The 22038-nt window shown below is 44.3% G+C and carries 19 protein-coding genes and 1 pseudogene; 13 read left to right on the top strand and 7 right to left on the bottom strand.

Going from position 1 to position 22038, the window contains the following annotated elements; translation table 11 throughout:
- Positions 1-356 precede the first annotated feature (356 nt).
- From NSB03_RS16360 to NSB03_RS16335, 6 genes are all read left to right on the top strand, one after another.
- Complete coding sequence (locus NSB03_RS16360) at positions 357-920, top strand: RNA polymerase sigma-70 factor (protein WP_024988174.1); 564 nt, start codon at positions 357-359, stop codon at positions 918-920.
- Between the two features lie 83 nt (positions 921-1003).
- Complete coding sequence (locus tag NSB03_RS16355) at positions 1004-2008, top strand: FecR family protein (RefSeq protein ID WP_024988173.1); 1005 nt, start codon at positions 1004-1006, stop codon at positions 2006-2008.
- Positions 2009-2125: 117 nt separating this feature from the next.
- A complete protein-coding gene (locus NSB03_RS16350; RefSeq protein WP_257466509.1) occupies positions 2126-5572 on the top strand; it encodes a TonB-dependent receptor in 3447 nt (1148 codons plus the stop codon).
- A 13-nt stretch (positions 5573-5585) separates the two neighbouring features.
- Positions 5586-7439: a RagB/SusD family nutrient uptake outer membrane protein gene (locus NSB03_RS16345; protein WP_257466508.1), complete on the top strand. Its 1854-nt coding sequence runs from the start codon at positions 5586-5588 to the stop codon at positions 7437-7439.
- Positions 7440-7539: 100 nt separating this feature from the next.
- Complete coding sequence (locus tag NSB03_RS16340) at positions 7540-9099, top strand: beta-N-acetylhexosaminidase (protein ID WP_024988172.1); 1560 nt, start codon at positions 7540-7542, stop codon at positions 9097-9099.
- A 127-nt stretch (positions 9100-9226) separates the two neighbouring features.
- A complete protein-coding gene (locus NSB03_RS16335; protein WP_159102150.1) occupies positions 9227-9400 on the top strand; it encodes a hypothetical protein in 174 nt (57 codons plus the stop codon).
- A 139-nt stretch (positions 9401-9539) separates the two neighbouring features.
- Here the strand turns inward: NSB03_RS16335 and NSB03_RS16330 are convergent, their stop codons facing one another.
- Positions 9540-11372 carry a vWA domain-containing protein gene (locus tag NSB03_RS16330; RefSeq protein WP_257466507.1) on the bottom strand — a complete coding sequence of 611 codons (1833 nt, stop codon included), beginning with the start codon at positions 11370-11372 and terminating at the stop codon, positions 9540-9542.
- Between the two features lie 150 nt (positions 11373-11522).
- Between NSB03_RS16330 and NSB03_RS16325 the strand changes: the two genes are divergently transcribed.
- Together NSB03_RS16325 and NSB03_RS16320 are read left to right on the top strand one after the other, a co-directional pair.
- Positions 11523-12095, top strand: coding sequence for an RNA polymerase sigma factor (locus tag NSB03_RS16325; RefSeq protein WP_024988171.1), 573 nt, complete (start codon positions 11523-11525; stop codon positions 12093-12095).
- A complete protein-coding gene (locus NSB03_RS16320; RefSeq protein ID WP_024988170.1) occupies positions 12092-13372 on the top strand; it encodes a carboxypeptidase-like regulatory domain-containing protein in 1281 nt (426 codons plus the stop codon). The genes NSB03_RS16325 and NSB03_RS16320 overlap by 4 nt, the downstream gene beginning before the upstream one ends.
- A 117-nt stretch (positions 13373-13489) precedes the next feature.
- Here the strand turns inward: NSB03_RS16320 and NSB03_RS16315 are convergent, their stop codons facing one another.
- From NSB03_RS16315 to NSB03_RS16295, 5 genes and pseudogenes are all read right to left on the bottom strand, one after another.
- On the bottom strand, positions 13490-14362 hold the full coding sequence (locus NSB03_RS16315; RefSeq protein ID WP_024988169.1) for a pyridoxamine kinase: 873 nt from the start codon (positions 14360-14362) through the stop codon (positions 13490-13492).
- Positions 14363-14430: 68 nt separating this feature from the next.
- A complete protein-coding gene (locus NSB03_RS16310) occupies positions 14431-16206 on the bottom strand; it encodes a DUF4303 domain-containing protein (protein WP_257466506.1) in 1776 nt (591 codons plus the stop codon).
- A 76-nt stretch (positions 16207-16282) separates the two neighbouring features.
- Positions 16283-16480, bottom strand: a pseudogene (locus tag NSB03_RS16305) (heterodisulfide reductase-related iron-sulfur binding cluster); the annotation flags it as partial.
- A 51-nt stretch (positions 16481-16531) separates the two neighbouring features.
- Positions 16532-17077, bottom strand: a complete 546-nt coding sequence (locus NSB03_RS16300) for a 7-carboxy-7-deazaguanine synthase QueE (RefSeq protein ID WP_024988165.1) — start codon at positions 17075-17077, stop codon at positions 16532-16534.
- 27 nt (positions 17078-17104) lie between these two features.
- Positions 17105-17455 carry a 6-pyruvoyl trahydropterin synthase family protein gene (locus NSB03_RS16295; protein ID WP_024988164.1) on the bottom strand — a complete coding sequence of 117 codons (351 nt, stop codon included), beginning with the start codon at positions 17453-17455 and terminating at the stop codon, positions 17105-17107.
- A 129-nt stretch (positions 17456-17584) separates the two neighbouring features.
- Between NSB03_RS16295 and NSB03_RS16290 the strand changes: the two genes are divergently transcribed.
- Positions 17585-17944, top strand: a complete 360-nt coding sequence (locus NSB03_RS16290; protein ID WP_024988163.1) for a YbaN family protein — start codon at positions 17585-17587, stop codon at positions 17942-17944.
- On the opposite strand, the gene NSB03_RS16285 is transcribed toward NSB03_RS16290, so the two are convergent.
- Positions 17914-18480, bottom strand: a complete 567-nt coding sequence (locus tag NSB03_RS16285; RefSeq protein WP_136013544.1) for a 5'-methylthioadenosine/S-adenosylhomocysteine nucleosidase family protein — start codon at positions 18478-18480, stop codon at positions 17914-17916. The genes NSB03_RS16290 and NSB03_RS16285 overlap by 31 nt on opposite strands.
- 198 nt (positions 18481-18678) lie before the next feature.
- On the opposite strand from NSB03_RS16285, the gene NSB03_RS16280 reads away from it, so the two are divergent.
- From NSB03_RS16280 to NSB03_RS16265, 4 genes are all read left to right on the top strand, one after another.
- Positions 18679-18972, top strand: coding sequence for a coiled-coil domain-containing protein (locus tag NSB03_RS16280; protein ID WP_128824435.1), 294 nt, complete (start codon positions 18679-18681; stop codon positions 18970-18972).
- Between the two features lie 11 nt (positions 18973-18983).
- Positions 18984-19274, top strand: coding sequence for a cell division protein ZapA (locus NSB03_RS16275; protein WP_024988161.1), 291 nt, complete (start codon positions 18984-18986; stop codon positions 19272-19274).
- A 118-nt stretch (positions 19275-19392) separates the two neighbouring features.
- Entirely contained in the window at positions 19393-20928 is a 1536-nt protein-coding gene (gene rny / locus NSB03_RS16270) for a ribonuclease Y (protein WP_024988160.1), read from the top strand.
- A 117-nt stretch (positions 20929-21045) separates the two neighbouring features.
- Complete coding sequence (locus NSB03_RS16265) at positions 21046-21795, top strand: copper homeostasis protein CutC (protein WP_121766959.1); 750 nt, start codon at positions 21046-21048, stop codon at positions 21793-21795.
- Positions 21796-22038 lie beyond the last annotated feature (243 nt).

Raw genomic sequence — 22038 nt, 5'->3', positions numbered from 1 at the left:
TTCTGCCTTCAGCCGCTATCGCCTTCCAGCAAGGCGTTTGCGAATAAAACTGAAACGGCTGAAACCGGATTATAGCAAAAAGAATCAGTAAGAGAGTTTTTAGCCGGTTTGAATACAGATAATTGGAGATTTGGTTCATTTCCGCACGGGAATGAATCATTTTTTAAGGATATGGCTGTGTACTGAACCAAATCCACCAAGAATTACAACTGAACCACTTTTTAGAGCACCTCACTCATATACATACCGAAACTTTCATTTCACTGTAAAAAGTGTTTTTTTGTTAATAACCGGATATAGATGTAAAAAATCACTTATTTTTGCACAATCGATAGTATTCACCCAACCTCAACAGCATGCAACCTTTTAATGAAAAACTACTTTTAGAGGCTATCAGCAAAGGAGACGAAAAGGCTTTTGAAATTTTCTTCCTGCACTATTACCCACAAGTCAAAGGATTTATCACCGGATTATTGCAATCACCGGAAGAAGCGGAAGATATATCGCAGGATATATTTCTAATGCTATGGAGCAACCGCTCATCCCTCAATACAATCAACAACTTCAAATCTTATCTTCTCCGTGTCTGCAAAAATGCAGCATACCGGCATATCGAACGTGCGTTACTATTCAAAAACTACCAGCAAAAACAAGCCGAGAAGATTGTTTCCACACCGGAAAGCAACGAAACTGACGACAAGATACAACTTAGGGAACTCGAACTACTAGTGGCAATGGTTGTGGAAAAAATGCCTCCGCAACGGAAGAAAATATATAAGATGAGCCGGGAATCAGGAATGAGCAGTGACGAAATAGCCCAAACGTTAGGCATCAATAAACGAACTGTCGAGAACCATCTTTCACAAGCCCTCACAGACATACGGAAAGTACTATTTATTGCCTTTATTCTATTTTTCTAAAAAAAATATGAATTCAGACCGTGCGTAGTTGGCCGGCTACGTTTCTTAATATAAGAAACCATCACCATAAAAAATTAATAAATATGTCGAATACCTATAAAATAATTAAAAATTTTATTTCCGACAAGTTCAGTCCCGAACTTAAGGAAAAGATGTGGAGATGGCTCATTGACTCCGCAGGACAGGACGAGAAGGAAGAAGCAATGATGCAGTTATGGGAAGAACAAGAATTCAAAACCGATGCAAGCACCATACGATCTTATCAGGATTTCCGCAAGAAGTTGCCGCATTCACAAAAAACAGCCGTTTCTTATACGTTGCGCAAATGGGGACAAGTAGCGGCAGCATTACTCATCCCCCTGCTGTCCATATGGATAGCTTACTTGTATATACAACCCGATGAAAAACCTGTAGAATTGGTAGAATACTTTGTGCCTAAGGGAGAACAGAGGCAAATCACTTTGCCCGACGGTTCCATAGCGCATCTCAATTCAGGGACATTGTTAATATATCCACAGAAATTTGCTAATGACATGCGTTCCGTATATCTGATGGGAGAAGCAAATTTCGATGTAAAGAAAGATAGCCAACATCCGTTCATTGTCAAGACCAGCCATCTGAAAGTTAGAGTTTTGGGAACCAAGTTCAACGTACACGCCTATCCGGAAGATAAAAAAACAATCGCCACTCTTGAATCAGGCTCAATTGTTGTTCAGAAATCAAACGATGAGGACATCATTACTCTGTCACCCGATGAGCAACTTGAATATGACAATCCAACCGGAGAATTCAATAAAAAAATCATTGACGCTTCCTTGTACTCCGGTTGGACCAAAGGTGAATTAAACTTTGCCGGAATGACTCTCAAGGACATTTTCACTACAATAGAAAGAATATATAATATACATATTATCGTTCCTCCACATCTAGCCACAACGGATGTATATACGATCAAATTCAAACATAAAGTTCCTATCAAAGATGTCATGAATATTGTAACAAAAACGATAGGAAGCATCGATTATAAAGTAGAGGACGAGAACGTGCTTTTAATTTATTCACCTCAAAACAAGAAAGGAGGCAGATAGGCAGAAAAAAAGGAAGCCGGTACTTCGCGGATACCAACTCCCCTAAATCAATCAAAATTACTTCATTCAACTTGTAGCATACACTTAAATTAGTATTAATGATTAACTCACAAAAGTATGAAACTTTATAAGTTATCGGGTAAGAATTACCCCGTAAAAATTCATAAAATTTATATATTGTTATTTGCTTTATGTTTTTATAACACAGCCTTCGGGCAAAAACAGCAGATAACGGTATCTATGAAAAACCAATCCCTATTAAAAGTATTTGAAAGTATTGAAGCCCAGACTGATTTAAGCATTGCTTATAATCAGACGAAACTGGACGTCAAACAAAAGGTAACCGTCAATTTCACCAAAGAAACAGTTTCTTCTGTTTTGGACTCGATATTAAAAGGAACCGGATTCACTTACAGACCGGAAGGGAAACATATCATCATAGTCCCTATTCCGCCAAAAGCGGAAATGCCTTCCAATAATACAACCCAACAGAATATAAAAATAAGGGGAATCGTCACAGATATGCAGGGCGAGCCTTTGATTGGCGCCAACGTTCTTGTAGAGGGTAGCAAGCAAGCTACTATTACCAACTTCAACGGAGAATTCTCATTGGAAGCTCCGGCAAATGGCAAACTCAGAATCACTTATATCGGATACACCACACAAGAAGTTTCTGTGAAAAACCAGACATCCTTCAACATACAGTTGCAGGAAGACACACAAACAATGGAGGAAGTTGTAGTTATCGGATTCGGTACACAGAAAAAAGTGAATATGACCGGAGCCGTAGGAGCCGTAAACGTTAAGGAATCCTTAGGTGACCGTCCTATAACCAATGTATCGGCAGCTTTGCAAGGTGTTGTGCCCGGTCTGAAAATTGAATCGGCCACAGGTGCTCCCGGCGATAACATGACGTATAATATCCGTGGAACAACTTCCATCAACGGAGGTGAGCCCTTGGTGCTGGTCAACAACGTACCGATGGATATCAATATGATTGACCCGCAAGACATTGAAACCGTATCTATCCTGAAAGATGCCGCTTCGGCAGCTATCTATGGAGCGCGTGCCGCTTTCGGTGTCATCTTGATAACGACAAAACAAGGTAAAAAAGATATGGCTCCCAAATTCAACTATAATAACAACTTCTCCTTCTCGAAAGCATTGGAGTTGCCGCAAAAAGCCAGTCCGTTGGAGTCGGTATTGGCCTACAAGGAGATGGGATGGGCGAATGACACGTATGTGGACGGAAAAAACATCACCCAGTGGGAATCATACATACGCGACTACCAAAGCGACCCTTCCAAATATCCTAACGGCTATATATTTGACGACAAAGGCAATTTGTTTTTAATGCGGGAAAACGATATGTTTGCCGACATGATGGAAGACTTCGGCTTCATGCAAAACCACAGTTTCTCCGTATCGGGAGGTAGCGAACGCACCAATTACCGCTTAAGTTTAGGATATACCGGCGAAGACGGAATTCTGATAACAGACAAAGACAAGTTCAACCGTATCAATATGTCCAGCTTCCTCAGTGTGGATGTCAACAAATGGCTTACCACTCAGTTGGATATCAGATATGCCAACTCTACTCAAAATAAAGTAGAGCAAGGCGGCCGCAACGGTGTGTGGGGAAGTGCGATGGCTTTGCCATCTTACCATAACATCCTGCCGTATGAACAAGACGGTGTAGTATATCCGGCCGAAACATCGGCTACTTATGTACGTTATGGCGAACCGAGAGTTATCAAGAAAAACGACCTGCGCACATTGGGACGTGTTATCATATCTCCGTTAAAAGGATTGAAAATAACGGGTGAATATACATTTAACCGCACTACCGAATACAACCGGATGTATATCAACAAATACCAATACATCGGTTTCAACTTTACGGGAGTCCTGAACAATGTAGAAAACTCAAGTTATGCCCTGACACAAGGATTCACCAACTACAATGCCGTCAACGTATTTGCCAATTACGACTTCTCCATAGGCAAACACGACATTGCCATCATGGGAGGATATAACCAGGAAGAGAGCCACAAGGAATCCCAATGGTCGAAACGTACGGACGTATTGTTGGAAAACCTACCTTCTCTTTCAGGTTCGACCGGTACGGCTTCTGTCAGCGACAGCTTTGACGAATATGCCATCAGAGGTTTGTTCTACCGTATCAATTATGCATACGCCGGCAAATATATGCTGGAAGCCAACGGACGTTACGACGGAACTTCCCGTTTCCCGAAGAACAACCGTTTCGGATTCTTCCCATCTTTCTCAGCCGGATGGAGAATCTCGGAAGAACCATTTATGGAAAAAACAAGAGACATTCTTTCCAACCTGAAACTGCGCGCTTCGTGGGGTTCTATCGGAAACCAGATTATCCTGAAGTCTGACAACACCCCCGACAACTATCCGTACATTCCTTCCATGGCGACTTATCTCACAGAATGGTTGGTAGACGGACAGAAAGCCACTACACTGGGAGCTCCTGCAATGGTTAGCAATAATTTCTCGTGGGAGAAAGTATATACACTGGACTTCGGTGTCGACTTCGGATTCTTCAATAACCGCCTGAACGGTACTTTCGACTGGTATCGCCGCGACACCAAAGGAATGTTGGCTCCCGGTATGGACCTTCCGTGGGTAATCGGTGCTACTGCCGCCAAACAGAATGCCGCCGACCTGAAAACCTATGGTTGGGAATTGGAATTGAACTGGAGAGACCGCATCAACAAAGACTGGAGTTACCGGATTGGCTTCAACCTGTACGACTCACAAAGCAAGATTACGAAGTACAACAACGAAACCAACCTATTGGGTAACAACATTTATCGTAAAGGTATGAAAATGGGAGAAATATGGGGATACGTCACCGACCGTTTCTACACCGTAGACGACTTCAACGAAGACGGAACATTGAAAGCCGGTATTCCTAAACCGAAAGGAGCCGGAAAAGTACATCCGGGAGATATCCTATACAAAAACTTCGACGATGATACGGAAACCATCTGGAGCGGACAGGGAACGGCAGACAATCCGGGCGACCAACGCATCATCGGTAACTCAACACCACGCTTCCACTACGGTATCACCGCAGGAGTAAGCTGGAAGGGATTTGACTTGTCTATTTTCCTACGCGGTGTGGGCAAACGCGATTACTGGCGTACCGACCAGATTGCATGGCCTACCGGAAACTGGGGTAGCTTGTTTAAAGAAACGCTCGACTTCTGGACACCCGAAAACACGAACGCACACTTTCCGCGCGTATATGCCAACGATGCAGAAAACACCTCCTACAACCGCTGGAAACAAACCAAGTACCTGGCAGATGCATCTTACTTGAAATTACAGAATATCACACTTTCGTACACGCTGCCCAAAACGTGGTCGCAACGCATCTATTTTGATGAAATGAAAGTATTCTTCAGTGGAGAGAATCTCTATACTTGGGACCACTTGCCCGAAGGATTGGAAACCGATATGTTGCAAAAAGGCATTTGGGAATATCCGTTTATGAGAAAATTCTCTCTTGGTATCAATGTTACATTCTAATAACCCATGCATTATGAGAAAATATTTATATCTGATATGTACGGTTTTATTGACCGGCTGTCTTAACAATGACTTCCTGGAAAGGTATCCTTTGGGAGACCCGACCGCCGAAACAGCTTTTAAAACATACGACAACTTCAAGGCTTACGCCTGGGGACTGTACGAAACCCTGCCTTCATTGGGATACGGTTCGGAAAACTCTACGGACGACATCTCGTACAACCAGACAAGAGGTTCGAGCGAAAGTAACTGGATTCGGAAATTAGTGACTATTCCCGACAAAAAAGACAATACTGTATGGAGTTACTACAGCTATATCCGCCGTGTGAACTTAATGCTCGACCGCATCGAAGGCAGCGATATGACGGATACGGAGAAAAAGCACTGGCGTTCTGTGGGATATTTCTTCCGCAGTTACCGCTACTTCTCTCTCCTGTCGGCCTATGGCGGTGTGCCCTGGATTGACCACGTATTGAGCGATAATGAGACAGAACTAATCGAAGGCCCGAGAGCATCGAGAGATGAAATAGCCGAACATATCCTGAACGATTTGAAAGACGCCGAAAGGGATATCAATGTAGACGGCGAAGGGGCAAATACCATCAACAAAGCCTGCGTACAAGCACTGTTGTCACGTTTCTGCCTGTTTGAAGGTACATGGCGTAAATACCACGGTTTGGGTAATGCTGAAACCTACCTGAGGGAATGCAAGCGGGTATCCGCCGAACTGATAGAGAAGTATCCCAACATAGCCGACTGCTATGACGACTTATTCTGCTCGCTGGAACTGAAAGACGTTCCGGGTGTGATTTTATACAGAGAGTACTCGAACGCTGTCGGTGTGGTACACGCTGTAAGTATCGGCGGAACCACTGCCACATCGTTCTATAATCCGACCCGCGATTTGGTAGACAGCTATCTTTGCTCGGACGGTAAGCCGCGCTGGACAAGCGAAGTGTTTACTCATGATAAAGACCCGTACGAAGAATTCAGCAACCGCGACCACCGTTTATGGCTGCACGTCACTCCGCCTTACACCGTAGACCGTAGCAAATCGAACGACGCATGGGACAACAAATGGGAATTTACCGACAATCCTAAAGACAGAAGTTTCATCGACAGCCTCAGCACGCGTATAGGAATAGGATACGGCACTTCCAAAGAGCGGCAGAAAACGTTACCGTTCCGTCAAGGATATACCGGCGGTATCTTAGGAACCTCGCCACACTTCGACTTCTTCTTGAACAACCAGCCGTGGTATAAATCAGCTTTCGGATACAACAACTGGAAATACTACTGTTGCTACTTAGACATAGGTAGCCAACGAAATGAGGAGACGGATATGCCCATCTTCCGCATCGAAGAAGTGATGCTAAACTATGCGGAAGCCATGTGCGAATTGGGCGAATTCGATCAGGACGTGGCCAACCTTACCATCAACAAGCTGCGCCCACGTGCTAATGTAGCACCGATGATTGTTACGAATATCGATGCTTCTTTCGACCCGAAGCGTGACAAAGGAAACTCCGATTATTCGGGCGACTACGAAGTAAATCCCCTGTTATGGGAGATTCGCCGTGAACGACGCATCGAGCTCTTCTCCGAAGGTTTCCGTTTCGACGACCTGAGAAGATGGAAGAAATGCCACTATGCACTGAAAAAGAAACTCGGACAATTTGTACGCTCGTCCGACTTCCCCGGAGTCAATGTCACCATCGACGGTGGAGGTAGTGAAGGGTATCTTGAGTTCCATCCCCAACAGACTCATCTGTGGCCCGACTATTATTACCTCAACCCCATCCCACGCAACGAACGAGTACTGAACCCCCAACTCGAACAAAACCCCGGTTGGGAAAGTGAGAATTAATAAATAGACCTTAATCAATTGAAACTGTCCAAAGTGTTTGGCACTTTGGACAGTTTATTCTTAACTTCGCCTACAAATAATCATTATCAAGATAACCTGTATGAAACACCGATTATCCATTCTTCTCCTGCTCGTATCTTATGTAACCCTCGCGTGCGGTCAAATCGTATTCCCCTCCCCCAACCAAGTGGAAATGAAAAAAGGCAAACTCACCTTACGAAAGAACATTTCCATGTACACTGCGGACACCACCGCATTTTACATAAGCCTTTTGCGTAGCGAAGTGCTCCGCGACACTTCCGTCAAATGGCAATCCAAAGCATCGGCCGCCCACATCTGCTGGATGAACGACCCGTCGCTTCCGCCCGAAGGATATAAGATAAGCATCAATCCGAAACAGATGACCATAACCGCCTCCGGCGAAAGAGGATTCATCTACGCCGTGCAGACTTTGCGTCAATGGGTTTCGGGGCCGGCCGGGAAACTTACCTTTGCCTGTGCCGACATCACCGACTCCCCCCGTATGCAATGGCGCTGCTTCTTGCTCGATTCCGGACGCCAGTATCAACGGATATCCACTATCAAGAAGTATATCGACATGGCTTCCCTGCTTAAAATGAACTATTTCCACTGGCACCTGACGGAAGGGTTGGGATGGCGGATAGAAATCAAGCGGTATCCGCACCTTGCCCAAGTAGGAGGTTCGGTAGGAAAGGCAGAAGAACAACACGGATTCTACACACAGGAAGAGATACGTGAGGTAATCAACTATGCCAGCCAGCGCAACATCACCATCGTGCCCGAGATAGATATGCCGGGACACGCGGAAGCTGCTCTTTCCGCCCATCCGGAGTTGGGCTGCTTCGGGCTGCCCGTCGAAGTGCCGCAACAGGGATTTACTCAAAACATATTCTGTGCCGGAAAAGACGAGGTGCTGACTTTCCTGAAAAACGTATTGGACGAAGTATGTGAGCTATTCTCCTCTCCCTACATCCATTTGGGAGGAGACGAAGCACCGAAGGGAAATTGGAACAAATGCGAAGACTGCCAAAAGAGAATCGCTGCGCTGAACCTGAAAGACAGTCACGACCTCCAACTATGGTTCTCCGCGCAGATGGCAAACCACTTGAAGCAGAAGGGACGCAAAGCCATCTTCTGGGGAGATGTCGTATATCAGGACGGATATCCGCTGCCCGACAACACAGTTATCCAATGGTGGAACTACCGCGGACATAAAGACTTAGCGCTCCGCAATGCACTCAAACACAACTACCCGGTCATTTGCAGTTCAAACTACTATACGTATCTCAACTTCCCGCTCACTCCGTGGCGGGGATACGCCAAAGAACGCACGTTCGACTTGAAAGACTTGTATCTGGACAACCCTTCAAACAAGGCCTGCAATGAAAAGAATCCGTTGATTCTCGGCATGAGCTGCGCCTTATGGACAGACGATGTAGTGACGGAACGCATGATAGACCAACGCCTGTTTCCCCGCATCATCGGACTGGCAGAACAGATGTGGCATCAGGGAGAGCCATTGGACTTTACCCGTTTCTACGAGCAGGTGCTTCAAAAGAAAGAATGGTTCGAACAGCAAGGGTATAAATTCGGGCCGGCTTTAAAAAGCGAAGTGCCGCAAGATTACAAATGGGATTAAAAAAAGAATATCATGAATAAAAGGAACTTATTTATCGGTGTTTCCGCCCTATGCGGCAGTTATCTGCAAGGGCAGACTTTACATACACAACCCAATATTATTTATATTTTAATGGACGATCTGGGATATGGAGATATTGGTTGTTTCGGACAAGGGAATCATTACGAATACACGGAAAGGCAATACACAGATGCAACTCTATAATCTGGAGAATGACATCCGGGAAAAACATGATGTAGCTGCACAGCATCCCGATATCGTGAAGCCTCTCGAACAATTAATGAAAGAGACTACCAAGTAAATCTGTTTTAACAATCCAACCTTTCTCAAAAGAAACAGTGAACATCAAGCGGAGCATATTTCCACGATATTCACTGTTCCTTTTATCAATCAAATTGGAAACTTGAAAATGGACATCACACAGACAATCAGTCCAGTTTTTACTCTCCTATTCCCCAGGCAGCCTCAACCAGACGGACAAATTCTCTCCTATACCCTTTATCATCATTATTCAGCCCTTGTTTTGCCAAGCTTATTACTTTATCATAACTGGCATTTCCTTTGAATTCAGAATTCCGAAGTAACTGTCCGAACATCGCAACGGCCGAAGCAAAGCGGAAATCGGAAGATACATTGTTTCCTTTGTTATCAACGAAAGAAAATTCCATTTTCTTACTGACATCTTTATCCGGAGCTTTATAGCGCAGCTTCACGGTCAGGAGTTCATCGGAACCTGTCGGTTTCACGCTCACTTTTTCTTTCTTCTGATATTTCAAATCATCTACCTTGCCTACATAGTCATTCTTCACGCCTGTAGGAATTACTTCATAGAAAGCGGTCACTGTATGTCCTGCCCCCATGTCTCCGGCATCTTTGGCATCGTTATTGAAATCTTCATTTTTCAGCAGACGACTTTCATAACCAATCAAACGGTATGCCTGTACTTGTGAAGGATTAAACTCCACCTGCAATTTTACATCTTTCGCAACCGTATGGAGAGTAGCGCCAAATTCACCGACCAAGACGCGGTTAGCTTCCTGTAGATTATCTATATAAGCATAGTTTCCATTTCCCTTTTCTGCCAAAACCTGCATCTTTTTATCCTTATAATTTCCCATTCCATAACCCAATACGGTAAGAAATACTCCATTCTTCCGTTCTTTCTCTATTAGTTGTTCCAGTCCTTCCGCCGAAGAAACGCCTACATTAAAATCACCGTCGGAGCAGAGAATAATACGGTTATTACCATTAGGGATAAAATTCTTCTTCGCTATTTTGTATGCCAACAAGATACCAGCTCCACCTGCGGTAGATCCGCCTGCCGTCAGTTCGTCTATCGCTTCACGAATCTTCTGTTTGTCGCTGCCCGGAGTTGCTTCCAGTTTCACGCCTGCACTGCCTGCATAAGTCACGATAGCTACTTTATCTTTATCACGTAAGTTATTGACCAGTAATTTGAGAGATGACTTCACCAATTCCAAGCGATTGGCTCCCCACATAGAACCGGAGACATCAATTAGAAAAACTAAATTGGATGCAGGCAGATTATCCGTAGGAATTTCTTTTGCCTTCAACCCGATACGAACAAGACGGTGAGCAGAGTTCCAAGGACATTCTCCGGATTCCATGGTAATCTTCACAGGGTCACTGCCTGCCGGTTTCGGATAATCGTATGAGAAGTAATTCACAAGTTCTTCCGTGCGGACGGCGTCAGCAGGCGGCAGTTCGCCTTTATTGATAAAACGGCGTATATTACTATAAGAAGCGGCATCCACATCAATGGAGAAAGTCGAAAGTGCGGCATCCGATACATTCTTGAAGCCGTTCTCCTGAATCTGACCGTATTCTTCCGCATTTACTCTATCGTACATGACTGCCGATGTCGGACAGATTGCCATATAAGAGCCGGTCATCGCTCTCGACTTCATTGCACCATAGCCTACTACGACACACTCTTCCAATGCAACATTATCCGTTTTCAACTTCACGTTGAGTTGCGATGATTTAACGACCCTTTGCTCCTGCTTGTAACCGATATAATTGAATAACAACGTTTCCCCTTTTTTAGTCAGAATAGAGTACTGACCATCCATATTAGTTATCACTCCATTCGTGGTTCCCTTCACCGAGACCGAACAGCCAACAAGCGGAGTTCCATCCTTTGCATCCGTCACAGTACCCGTCACGGTAATTGCTTGCGCACTCACTGTACCTAAAGAAACAACTGCCATCAGCAGTACGAGCACCATCGCTCTGAATTGATTTGTTTTCATAACTTCCTTATTTAAAAATATGACAATTAGTTCGCTTTTACTATAGAGATGCAGATTTCATAAAGATTCCATAAACCACTCAAACTTTTTTTATTTTTCTTCTCATAGTTGTTATTTCTCCCTTCAATCCCTATCTTTGGCAGCAAATAGATGTTATTTTTCAAAAGAAACATATCGAAACTATCGGACGAAGAATTACTGATACACTATACGAAGTCCGGAGATACGGAATATTTCGGTGAATTATACAACCGATATATCCCGTTACTGTACGGACTTTGCCTGAAATATCTACAAGATGAGGACCGTGCGCAGGAAGCAGTCATGCAGTTGTTTGAAGATTTATTGCCCAAACTGGGAAATTATGAGATAAAAGTTTTCAAGCCATGGCTCTACCGGGTGGCGAAGAATCATTGCCTGCAACTTTTACGGAAAGAAAATAAAGAAATTCCGTTAGATTATACAGTCAATATTATGGAATCTGACGAATTTCTGCATCTATTAAGTGAAGAGGAAAGTACGGAGGAACAACTGAAGGCATTGCATCACTGCCTAGAAAAGTTGCCCGAAGAACAACGGCTCAGCATTACGCGTTTCTTCCTGGAAGAGATGTCCTATGCAGACATTGCCGAGCAGACCGGATTTACGCTGAACAATGTGAAAAGCTATATCCAAAACGGAAAGCGAAATTTAAAAATTTGTATCAAGAAACAAGCCCTATGAAACTATTGGACTACATACAAGGACTCCGTAAAGGAAAAGAGGCACACCGACTGGAACGAGAGTCGATGCAGGATCCTTTTCTGGCAGATGCGATGGATGGTTACAGCCAAGTGGAGGGAAATCACGAACAACGGATCAAGAAACTGCGAATGCAGGTTTCAGCTCATTCGACAAAGAAAAAGAACACCCGCGCTATTACCTGGAGCATCGCTGCCTGTCTGGCTATTGGATTCGGTATCAGCAGTTATTTCCTGTTCCTGAAAAAGAGTATGACGGACGAAGTGTTCATTGCCCAAGAGAGTGTTTCCACCAAATTGGCTGAACCCGCAGTTCCGCCCACTCCGGCCATTTCTGCAACTCCAACAGTTCCGGCAACTCCACAAAAGGAAATCGCATTGGCTACTGCAAAAGTAAGAACGGATTCCACACCTGTTTCCGAAGATTCCACGCCTGTTTCCGAAATTACTGCGAGACAAGCGGATAAGAAAGATACGATTGCCAAAATCCAAGCGACTTCCCAACCACAACAAGGTACACCTGCGGCAACTGTGCCAGTGATGGAGGAAATCTCGGAAGAGACTGCTGCATTGCAAGAAGTAGTAGCAACGATGAATACTTTCGAATCTGAATCTGATAAGAAAATGAAATTGGCTAAGGTAGCGGCTGTCCTTCCTCCAAATAACATGATTAAAGGGAGAGTGACCGACGAAAAAGGAGAACCGCTTATCGGAGCCAGTGTGGCATATAAAGGAACGAATACCGGAACCATCACAAATATAAATGGAGAATTTTCGTTAGTCAAAAAGGATGATAAGAAACGATTGACAGCGGAGTATATCGGATATGATCCGGTAGAAATCCGGATAGATACCAGTCGGACGATACTCATTGCCATGAACGAAAACAAACAGGCACTCAATGAAGTGGTGGTAGTGGGATACGGAACTAAGAAAAACAAGAAGTCAACCACTGCCGGAAATGTTGTGACGGTTAAGGAACAGGCAAAGAAAGAGATTACTCCGCAACCTGTCATCGGTAAACGTAGCTATCAGAAATACCTGAAAGAGAATCTCGTTCATCCGACGGATGAAAAGTGTAAAGATATTAAAGGGGAGGTAGTCCTTTCTTTCTTTGTTGATGAAGAAGGAAAGCCGCAAGATATCACTGTTATTCATGGAATATGTGAATTCGCTGATAAAGAAGCCATCCGGCTTGTTAAAGAAGGACCTAAGTGGACAAGTGGGAAACTACCGGCAAGAGTAACAGTACGATTCTGAACTTAACAAATACCAATAAGAAGTCACATTTGTGCCAACACAGTGGCACGGACATGCAAATAAGGTGGCATTACTGTGCCAATCTATCGGCATAGTAATAACCACACAAAGCCTATCTTAAATCAGTTCGTAACTAGCCATCTGTATCGGCATATCCAAATTATGAAGCACTTTCTCCAGCAGGATACCCTCGCGGTTATCATATTCATATCCGAAAGTGGCACGAATACCTTGTAGGATAAACTGTGTGGCACGGTCCAATGCCATCGGCAGACTGTCTCCCTGCATCAAAGAACCGGTGATGACACTTGTAAAAGTATCACCCGTGCCGGGATAATGCGCAGGCAGATAAGGACAAGTCACTTTCCAATAGCGGTTTCCCTGACGGTTATAAGCATAGACAGACGTTTTATGAGACTCATCACGCACAGGAACACTGGTGATGATAACCACTTGCGGACCTTTGTCCGACAAAAGACGAAGATATTCTTTCAGCTCCTCATCCGTGTTGTCCACTTTATAGGGTTTGTCCAATAAATAAAACAGTTCCGTCAGATTGGGGGTAATCACATCTGCTTTGGTAATCAGATGACGCATCTCCTTTATCATCCCTCCGTCAAAGTTGGCGTACAAACGTCCGTTGTCTCCCAACACCGGATCGGCAACTATCAGACTATCTGCCCGACGAAAGTCTCTGATAAACTCAGAAACAATCTGAACTTGTCTCGGAGAACCCAAGTATCCAGTATAGATAGCATCGAACTCTACCCCTTGTTTCTTCCATTGGGCAATAATCTTGGACATTTCGTCCGTCAGGTCGAGGAAGGAGAAATCGGGATATTGCGTATGATTGGACAAGACGGCTGTAGGCAGCGGACAAACCTGAAAACCCATAGACGAAAGAATAGGAATGACAACAGTCAGAGACACGCGCCCCATCCCCGAAAGGTCATGAACGGCTGCTATTTTCTTTACTTTATTGGTATACATATATATTTATAATTAAACGTTTTACAACTCTTATCCTATGCTATGTGTTTTCATTTCATCTATCCATTTCATCTATCGCGTTTCAAAAACGCAGCTACCAGTTCCGCACTATTCAATTGCTTAGCCGATAAATCTTCCATGTGCCCGGCTTCTTCGTCATCGGAAATGGAAACGAAGCAAGTGATTTCCTCCGAACAGTCTCCGAACGCTTTCGCATCTTTGAGTTGTTTCATGGCCGATATTACCGCATTAAAGAAATAAGATTCGCTCGGCAACTCATCATGATGCTCCCACAGCAATCGGCTGAGCTTTACCAACGCACTATGGTGACCGTCCGAATAGCCCCATTCATCGGGAATCCATTTGCTCTCGCTGTCGGGTCCATCATTTTCATTCAAATATTCAACGGTATTCACTGCGAGAAACAGAGTGACACAATCCCTGTCGGAAACCAAAGCCGCCGTATAAATCTGCTCTTCGCCCACTTGATCAAGAACCTCACGGAGGTCTTTCTCCACTGCCTCTCTGATTCTTTCCGCCAATCCCTGATAAAAAGGCGCTATTTCCTTACCCGGCTTGTGGGATTCATGCTCTGACATTCCGGGTTGGTTTATCTGTTGGAGATGCTCTTTCGCCACTTCCAGACCAAGCTTCGCCGCATCCTCAAAATACTCATATCCCAATTCTTCATCTTCCTCCGTGCCACGCCCGAAATAATAGGCTACGCCCAGCGCATTCAGCACCATGGCATTGATTGGATTCCACAACATGTCAATATTTTCCTCCGCCTCCTGAAGATACTCCAAGGCCAAGTCATCGTCCTGTATTACACCAAGACCGTCCTGATAGCAGATACCAAGATAGGAGGCTGAGCGCACCCTGTTTCTATCGTCACTTTGGGGATTCTGATAGGCTTTCTCAAACCATTCGGCAGCTTTGGCATAATCCTGTTCGACGCTGCCCCAGCCGTCGAAATAGTAGTATCCCGCCTGCCACTGAGCATTAGGATGACCTCCAATAGCGGCTATCTCATAGAAATTGAAAGCCATGTCGACATCCCTTTCCACACCGAATCCCTCGTCATAGCAACAGCCGGCGTTGAATGTCGACTGTATATCGTAGCGATGTGCCGCCTTGATGTAATAAGCGAGCGCTACCTCCGGGTTATTTTTCTCATGTCCGAGGTAATATCCGTAGTTGCCGCAAATCACCGGAGAAATCTCAGCAAGCGCTTGAAAATAAACTTCAAACACCTCCTGCCTGATATCGCAGAGCCCTGACTTACGGATATTGCAATAATTGCCCCAACCGGCACAGATACGCCCGTTAAAGCTGCGCTCGAACCATTCTTTCGCTATCGGATAGGCCCAAGCGTTGTAATTGTCCTCGGTTTTGAATTGCTTGGCAAACTCAGGCTCAACAAGCAGATAGTCGCCCCAATAATAAACATTTCCTATCATATAGCAACAGAACGCATTGCCACGCTCAGCCTGTTCGAGAATCTCCTCGAAAGCCTCCTTGAACGACTCGAAAGGCATTCCCCGCTGAACCGCCGGAGTAAAGTTACCGCTTCGTGCGGCACAAAGCACACCTGTAGCGCTCCCCATAAGCGCGCTCTTCTGCATCAGTTTCGAAGCACTGGCATCGTCAGTGGCAAAACCGGCTCCGCTCCATACATACTCCTCTCCCATGAAACAACGTGCGATGAAGCATAATGCGTCTGCATCGCCTTGCTGTGCCGCCTGCATAAGCATCGCGTATCCACGGTGTATCTCTTCCTTGTCGAAACTAGTCCAAATTAAATCTACTGCCTTCACCACCGGCAGACTGTATTTACCGTTCATCTCTTTCCTCCTCTTCTAATTTATCCTCTTTCAATTTATCCTCTTCATCTAAAAAACCGAAAGTCAATCGCTGAAAAAACAGATCGTCAAAACGGAGTGCCAATTTCATCGATTCATCTTCAAAACCGGCATTTGCCATCGGTTGTCCACAACAAGTCTGATCCAACGGATAATCGACGTCTACTCCCAAGCTTTTCAATAGTCAATACGATGCCACTCCCACATTGGGGTAAATAGCATTGATATAACAAGGAATAAACAAACCTACTTTCATATTATGCTCTGTAATAATTTAAGCTTCTTCCGTATCACCCGTCTATTTTGCTCAACGGATGTCGATTAATTTGTGTGTTTGCAAGCTGAGTCTCCATTTGGGATGTCGCATTACACAGTCCACTGTTGAAGCAGTGTTGTTACAAGAACAAGGCTGAAGGAAAAAATGTTCGGCGGGAAGTTGTTCAAAAATGCTTATATCTTGTCCTTCATAGACCACTTTCACTTCATCCATCCGGTCGATGGCAAGCTTCGCCCCTTGTTTGGGAGAGCAGGTCACCCAGTCGATAGCTGCCGGCAGGGGGCGTGTACCGTTGGTTTCGATAGCCACATACTTACCTGCCTGGTGCAAACGGTCGATCAATTCATCGTCTATCCATAAGGAAGGTTCGCCGCCCGTAAGGACAACGGTGACGGCAGGATATTTTTTCACCTCGGCGATAATTTCATCGTCGGTCATCATTGTTCCTTCTTCGTGTTGTGTGTCGCAAAAGTCACATTTCAGGTTGCAGCCGGAAAAACGTACGAAGATGGCAGGAGTTCCGGTATGGTAGCCTTCGCCCTGCAAGCTGTAAAAGATTTCATTAATCTTTCTCATCATCAAAATTTGTTTGGTTTGCAATTCTTATCCTTCTGCGCCGACAGGATCTTTCTCGTAGATGACAATGTTTCCTTCCGATTCCTGCACTTCTACTTTATAGCATTGAGGAATTTGCTTGCATACCCACCGGGCGATATTCTCCGCTGTGGGATTAAATGGGAGTACTTCGTTCAGATTTTGATGGTCGAGTTTCTCCATGACCACTTCTTTGATGCGGGTGAAATCGACCACCATGCCTTCGGAGTTAAGTCGTTCGGAACGGCAATAGACGGTGATAATCCAGTTGTGACCGTGTAGACTGGCGCATTTACTGCGATACGGGAGTACCAGCTTATGGGAAGCTGAAATCTCCATGCGTTTGATTACTGTAAACATTGCTGTATATATTTTAATAGTTATACGCATCTAATGTCACCTCGATGCAACGGCAAAGGTAATATAAAATAGAATTCTCATCCAGCAAAGAGTGTTATTTTTTCCCTTTTTTTGCACTATCTTTGCCGCATGAAAACTCTATATATTGTTTTAGGTAGTATTTCTCTTGCGCTCGGCATTCTCGGCATCTTTCTGCCGCTACTGCCCACTACCCCTTTTCTATTGCTCACCGCCGCCCTTTATTTCAAAGGGTCGCCCCGATTATATAACTGGTTGCTCAATCATCGGCATTTCGGCCCTTATATCCGTAACTTCCGCGAGAATAAAGCAATTCCGCTACGAGCCAAAATTATCTCACTTGTACTGATGTGGGGGACAATGCTGTATTGCATATTCTTCCTGATTCCTCTGTTATGGGTAAAGATTCTCCTGGGACTGATAGCCGCAGGTATCACTTATCATATTCTTTCTTTCAAAACGTTGAGGTAGTTGGAAAGTCCCTGACGGGCATCTGCAAGTTTATCTTCCCAATGTTTCACAGAATTCTGGCCAATTATGTCAGTCACGTATTTCACAGAAATAAACGGTATTTCTTTTGAACGGCAGACAAATGCTTGTGCGTATGCTTCCATATCTACAACATCTCCGCTAACGTGAGTCAACTCGGTAAGGAAGCCATCTCCTGTATTGCAGATTCCATGTTCCGTCCAATGCGTGCAATATCCTTTTTCTTCGAGCAGAGCTGATGAATCGATCTCACACTCCAATCCGAACTCTTTCATTTTCTGCATATCACGGTCTATGAACTTGCGACATACAAAAATATCTCCTACCTGATGATTGACTGTTCCAGCACTTCCGATATTGAGCACCAAGTCCGGTTGTACCTGACGGATTGCCTCTGCCAAATGAAAGGCTGATTTCACTTTACCAATACCTGTACGAACGTAGTAAGGTTCTATATCCGGCCATTTAAGTTCTACAAATTCGCCTTGGACGGCGTAGGTAACTAATATTTTCAACATAGGTTTCCTTCATTTTATTGAAATGCAAAGATATAGTTTTTCCTGAGTATTACTGGTTTTACAAAGCAATTATTACCACAGAATTCCCCTCTTTCTCTCGTCCAACCCGCTATTTTGCGCTAAAATGCACATTTTCTTCCGAAAAGTTTTTGTAATATCAGAGTTAATCGTATTTTTGTGTACAATTTTGGTGTAGTAATGACAGAAGAAGAAAAAAAGTTATTGAATACCTTTGAGACGCAGCTACGGCATTTGATCTATTTGCACGATGAGTTAAAGCGTGAAAATGCGGAGCTGAAGAAACTTCTCGATATTGAAAAATTAAAAAATGAGAAGGTACAGGCGCAATACGATGAATTGGAAGTCAGCTATACAAACCTAAAAACAGCTACGGCAATCAGCCTTAACGGCAGCGACGTAAAAGAGACGAAGCTGCGATTGTCTAAATTAGTGCGTGAAGTCGATAAATGCATCGCTTTGTTGAATGAATAAGAAGAAGATGTATGAACGATAAAATAAAGATAAACCTGCAGATAGCAGACTCAAACTACCCGTTAACCATCAACCGTGAGGAAGAAGAAATGGTACGGAAAGCCGCCAAGCAGGTAAATATCAGGCTTAATAAATACCGGGAAGTTTACAAGAACCTCGAACCGGAAAAGATTATTGCCATGGTAGCCTATCAGTTCTCATTAGAGAAACTGCAATTGTTGGAACGTAATGATACCGCCCCCTATACGGAGAAGGTAAAAGAACTAACTGAATTGCTGGAAGATTATTTCAAAGGAGAATAAAATTGACCGGCTATTCGTTGATAAGAGAAAAACAACCACGCACTGCACAATATCCAAGCAAGAATATGCTTTGATATTTGGCGGTGCGTTTTTATTTACATATTAAATTAAATGTAGAATGATAGCAATAATAGCAACAGCAATTGCTTGCTTCATCGTAGGTGGAGTCCTTTCATACATACTGTTTAGGTATGCGCTGAAATCCAGATACGACAACATCCTGAAAGAAGCAGAAACGGAAGCAGAAGTAATTAAGAAAAACAAGCTGCTGGAAGTGAAGGAGAAATTCCTGAACAAGAAAGCGGACCTTGAAAAAGAAGTAGCACTGCGGAATCAGAAGATTCAGCAGGCGGAAAACAAACTGAAACAACGCGAAATGGCGCTCGGACAGCGCCAGGAAGAAATCCAACGCAAGAAGATGGAAGCCGAAGCTGTCAAAGAGAATCTGGAAGCGCAGTTAGTGATTGTCGACAAGAAAAAAGAAGAACTTGACAGACTGCAACAGCAGGAAATTGACAAGTTGGAAGCAATCTCCGGTTTGTCTGCCGAAGAAGCGAAAGAACGCCTGGTAGAATCCTTGAAAGAGGAAGCTAAAACACAGGCTCAGTCATATATCAATGACATCATGGATGATGCTAAACTGACTGCCAACAAGGAAGCGAAACGTATTGTCGTTCAGTCTATCCAACGGGTAGCTACGGAAACTGCCATCGAAAATTCTGTTACGGTATTCCATATCGAATCGGATGAGATTAAAGGACGTATCATCGGTCGTGAAGGACGTAATATCCGTGCACTGGAAGCAGCCACAGGTGTTGAAATTGTTGTAGACGATACTCCTGAAGCGATTGTCCTTTCAGCTTTCGACCCGGTTCGCCGTGAAATTGCCCGCCTGGCTCTGCACCAGCTTGTTACTGACGGACGTATCCATCCGGCACGTATCGAAGAGGTGGTAGCTAAAGTACGCAAACAGGTGGAAGAAGAAATCATCGAAACAGGTAAACGTACAACGATTGACCTTGGTATCCACGGTCTGCATCCTGAACTGATTCGTATTATCGGTAAGATGAAATATCGTTCTTCTTATGGTCAGAACCTGTTGCAGCATGCACGTGAAACAGCCAACCTTTGTGCTGTAATGGCATCAGAATTGGGACTGAATCCGAAGAAAGCAAAACGCGCAGGTTTGCTGCATGATATAGGTAAAGTGCCTGATGAAGAACCGGAATTGCCACACGCATTGCTGGGTATGAAGCTTGCAGAAAAATATAAGGAGAAACCGGATATCTGCAACGCTATCGGTGCTCACCATGACGAAACGGAAATGACGAGTTTGCTGGCTCCTATCGTACAAGTATGTGACGCTATCTCGGGCGCACGTCCGGGCGCACGCCGCGAAATCGTTGAGGCTTATATCAAGCGTCTGAACGACCTTGAACAATTGGCAATGTCTTATCCGGGTGTAACAAAGACTTACGCAATTCAGGCAGGACGCGAACTCCGCGTTATCGTTGGTGCTGATAAGATTGATGACAAGCAGACTGAAAACCTGTCGGGCGAAATCGCCAAGAAAATTCAGGATGAAATGACTTATCCGGGACAGGTGAAGATTACCGTTATCCGTGAGACACGTGCGGTTAGCTTCGCTAAGTAAGACCAAAGACTTAAAAAAGAAATTAAAAATAGAAGGGCGAAGCAATTCGCCCTTTTATAATAAATGAATATTCCTTTTTAATAACAGCAAACACTTTTCATTTTTATTCATCAACTTATGAAAAAATACCAATTCGAAGTTTGTGCCAACTCAGTAGAAAGTTGCCTCGCTGCCCAAACAGGCGGAGCCAACCGTGTAGAATTATGTGCGGGTATTCCCGAAGGTGGAACAACACCTTCTTACGGAGAAATTTCTATGGCTCGTGAAATACTGGATACCACCCGATTGCACGTCATTATCCGTCCCCGGGGGGGAGATTTTCTCTACTCGCCTATCGAAGTAAAAACAATGCTGAAAGATATAGAGATAGCCCGAAAACTCGGAGTTGACGGAGTTGTTTTTGGATGCCTGACTGCTAATGGAGAGATTGATTCCACCGCCATGCAAGAATTAATGTTAGCCTCACAAGGCTTGTCTGTCACCTTTCATAGGGCTTTCGATGTTTGCTGCAACCCCAAAGAAGCACTGGAACAAATTATTGAACTAGGCTGCAACCGGATTCTGACTTCCGGTCAGCAAGCTACTGCTGAACAAGGTATTCCCTTACTCAAAGAGCTGCAGGAGCAAGCAGCAGGAAGAATCATCCTACTTGCCGGATGCGGTGTGAACGAAAATAATATTGCCCGAATTGCTCAAGAAACAGGGATACAGGAATTTCACTTCTCTGCCCGTGAAAGTATTATAAGTGAAATGAAGTACAAGAATGAATCAGTATCCATGGGCGGCACTGTACATATCAACGAATATGAACGAAATGTAACGACCGCCCGAAGAGTTATGGATACGATTCAAGCAATATCTTTATAAATAAGGAATGACTGTGATATAGATGCCTGTAATTGGCAGAAGCGAGAAACCAGCCGCTTGCCATCATTGTACCAATGCCTTGAAATAAAGTCGCAAAATCTATATTTCAGACAATTAGTGTCGGAAAGAAGAATCTTCCTTTTGTCTTCGGGCAAACGGCAAGAGCGGTAACCATTCTATTTTCCGCCTTGACACGCATCGCAACCCAGCATATCTTTGCGGCATAACCAATTACTAACAAAG

Origin of the sequence: Bacteroides acidifaciens (assembly GCF_024623065.1) — a bacterium.
In the GTDB taxonomy this organism is placed as follows: domain Bacteria; phylum Bacteroidota; class Bacteroidia; order Bacteroidales; family Bacteroidaceae; genus Bacteroides; species Bacteroides acidifaciens.
This window is presented reverse-complemented; position numbering and strand designations above follow the sequence as displayed.

Coding starts and splice junctions, on each gene's coding strand:
- NSB03_RS16360 (WP_024988174.1), top strand. CDS start 357: ATGCAACCTTTTAATGAAAAACTACTTTTAGAGGCTATCAGCAAAGGA.
- NSB03_RS16355 (WP_024988173.1), top strand. CDS start 1,004: ATGTCGAATACCTATAAAATAATTAAAAATTTTATTTCCGACAAGTTC.
- NSB03_RS16350 (WP_257466509.1), top strand. CDS start 2,126: ATGAAACTTTATAAGTTATCGGGTAAGAATTACCCCGTAAAAATTCAT.
- NSB03_RS16345 (WP_257466508.1), top strand. CDS start 5,586: ATGAGAAAATATTTATATCTGATATGTACGGTTTTATTGACCGGCTGT.
- NSB03_RS16340 (WP_024988172.1), top strand. CDS start 7,540: ATGAAACACCGATTATCCATTCTTCTCCTGCTCGTATCTTATGTAACC.
- NSB03_RS16335 (WP_159102150.1), top strand. CDS start 9,227: ATGGAGATATTGGTTGTTTCGGACAAGGGAATCATTACGAATACACGG.
- NSB03_RS16330 (WP_257466507.1), bottom strand. CDS start 11,372: ATGAAAACAAATCAATTCAGAGCGATGGTGCTCGTACTGCTGATGGCA.
- NSB03_RS16325 (WP_024988171.1), top strand. CDS start 11,523: ATGTTATTTTTCAAAAGAAACATATCGAAACTATCGGACGAAGAATTA.
- NSB03_RS16320 (WP_024988170.1), top strand. CDS start 12,092: ATGAAACTATTGGACTACATACAAGGACTCCGTAAAGGAAAAGAGGCA.
- NSB03_RS16315 (WP_024988169.1), bottom strand. CDS start 14,362: ATGTATACCAATAAAGTAAAGAAAATAGCAGCCGTTCATGACCTTTCG.
- NSB03_RS16310 (WP_257466506.1), bottom strand. CDS start 16,206: ATGAACGGTAAATACAGTCTGCCGGTGGTGAAGGCAGTAGATTTAATT.
- NSB03_RS16300 (WP_024988165.1), bottom strand. CDS start 17,077: ATGAGAAAGATTAATGAAATCTTTTACAGCTTGCAGGGCGAAGGCTAC.
- NSB03_RS16295 (WP_024988164.1), bottom strand. CDS start 17,455: ATGTTTACAGTAATCAAACGCATGGAGATTTCAGCTTCCCATAAGCTG.
- NSB03_RS16290 (WP_024988163.1), top strand. CDS start 17,585: ATGAAAACTCTATATATTGTTTTAGGTAGTATTTCTCTTGCGCTCGGC.
- NSB03_RS16285 (WP_136013544.1), bottom strand. CDS start 18,480: ATGTTGAAAATATTAGTTACCTACGCCGTCCAAGGCGAATTTGTAGAA.
- NSB03_RS16280 (WP_128824435.1), top strand. CDS start 18,679: ATGACAGAAGAAGAAAAAAAGTTATTGAATACCTTTGAGACGCAGCTA.
- NSB03_RS16275 (WP_024988161.1), top strand. CDS start 18,984: ATGAACGATAAAATAAAGATAAACCTGCAGATAGCAGACTCAAACTAC.
- rny (WP_024988160.1), top strand. CDS start 19,393: ATGATAGCAATAATAGCAACAGCAATTGCTTGCTTCATCGTAGGTGGA.
- NSB03_RS16265 (WP_121766959.1), top strand. CDS start 21,046: ATGAAAAAATACCAATTCGAAGTTTGTGCCAACTCAGTAGAAAGTTGC.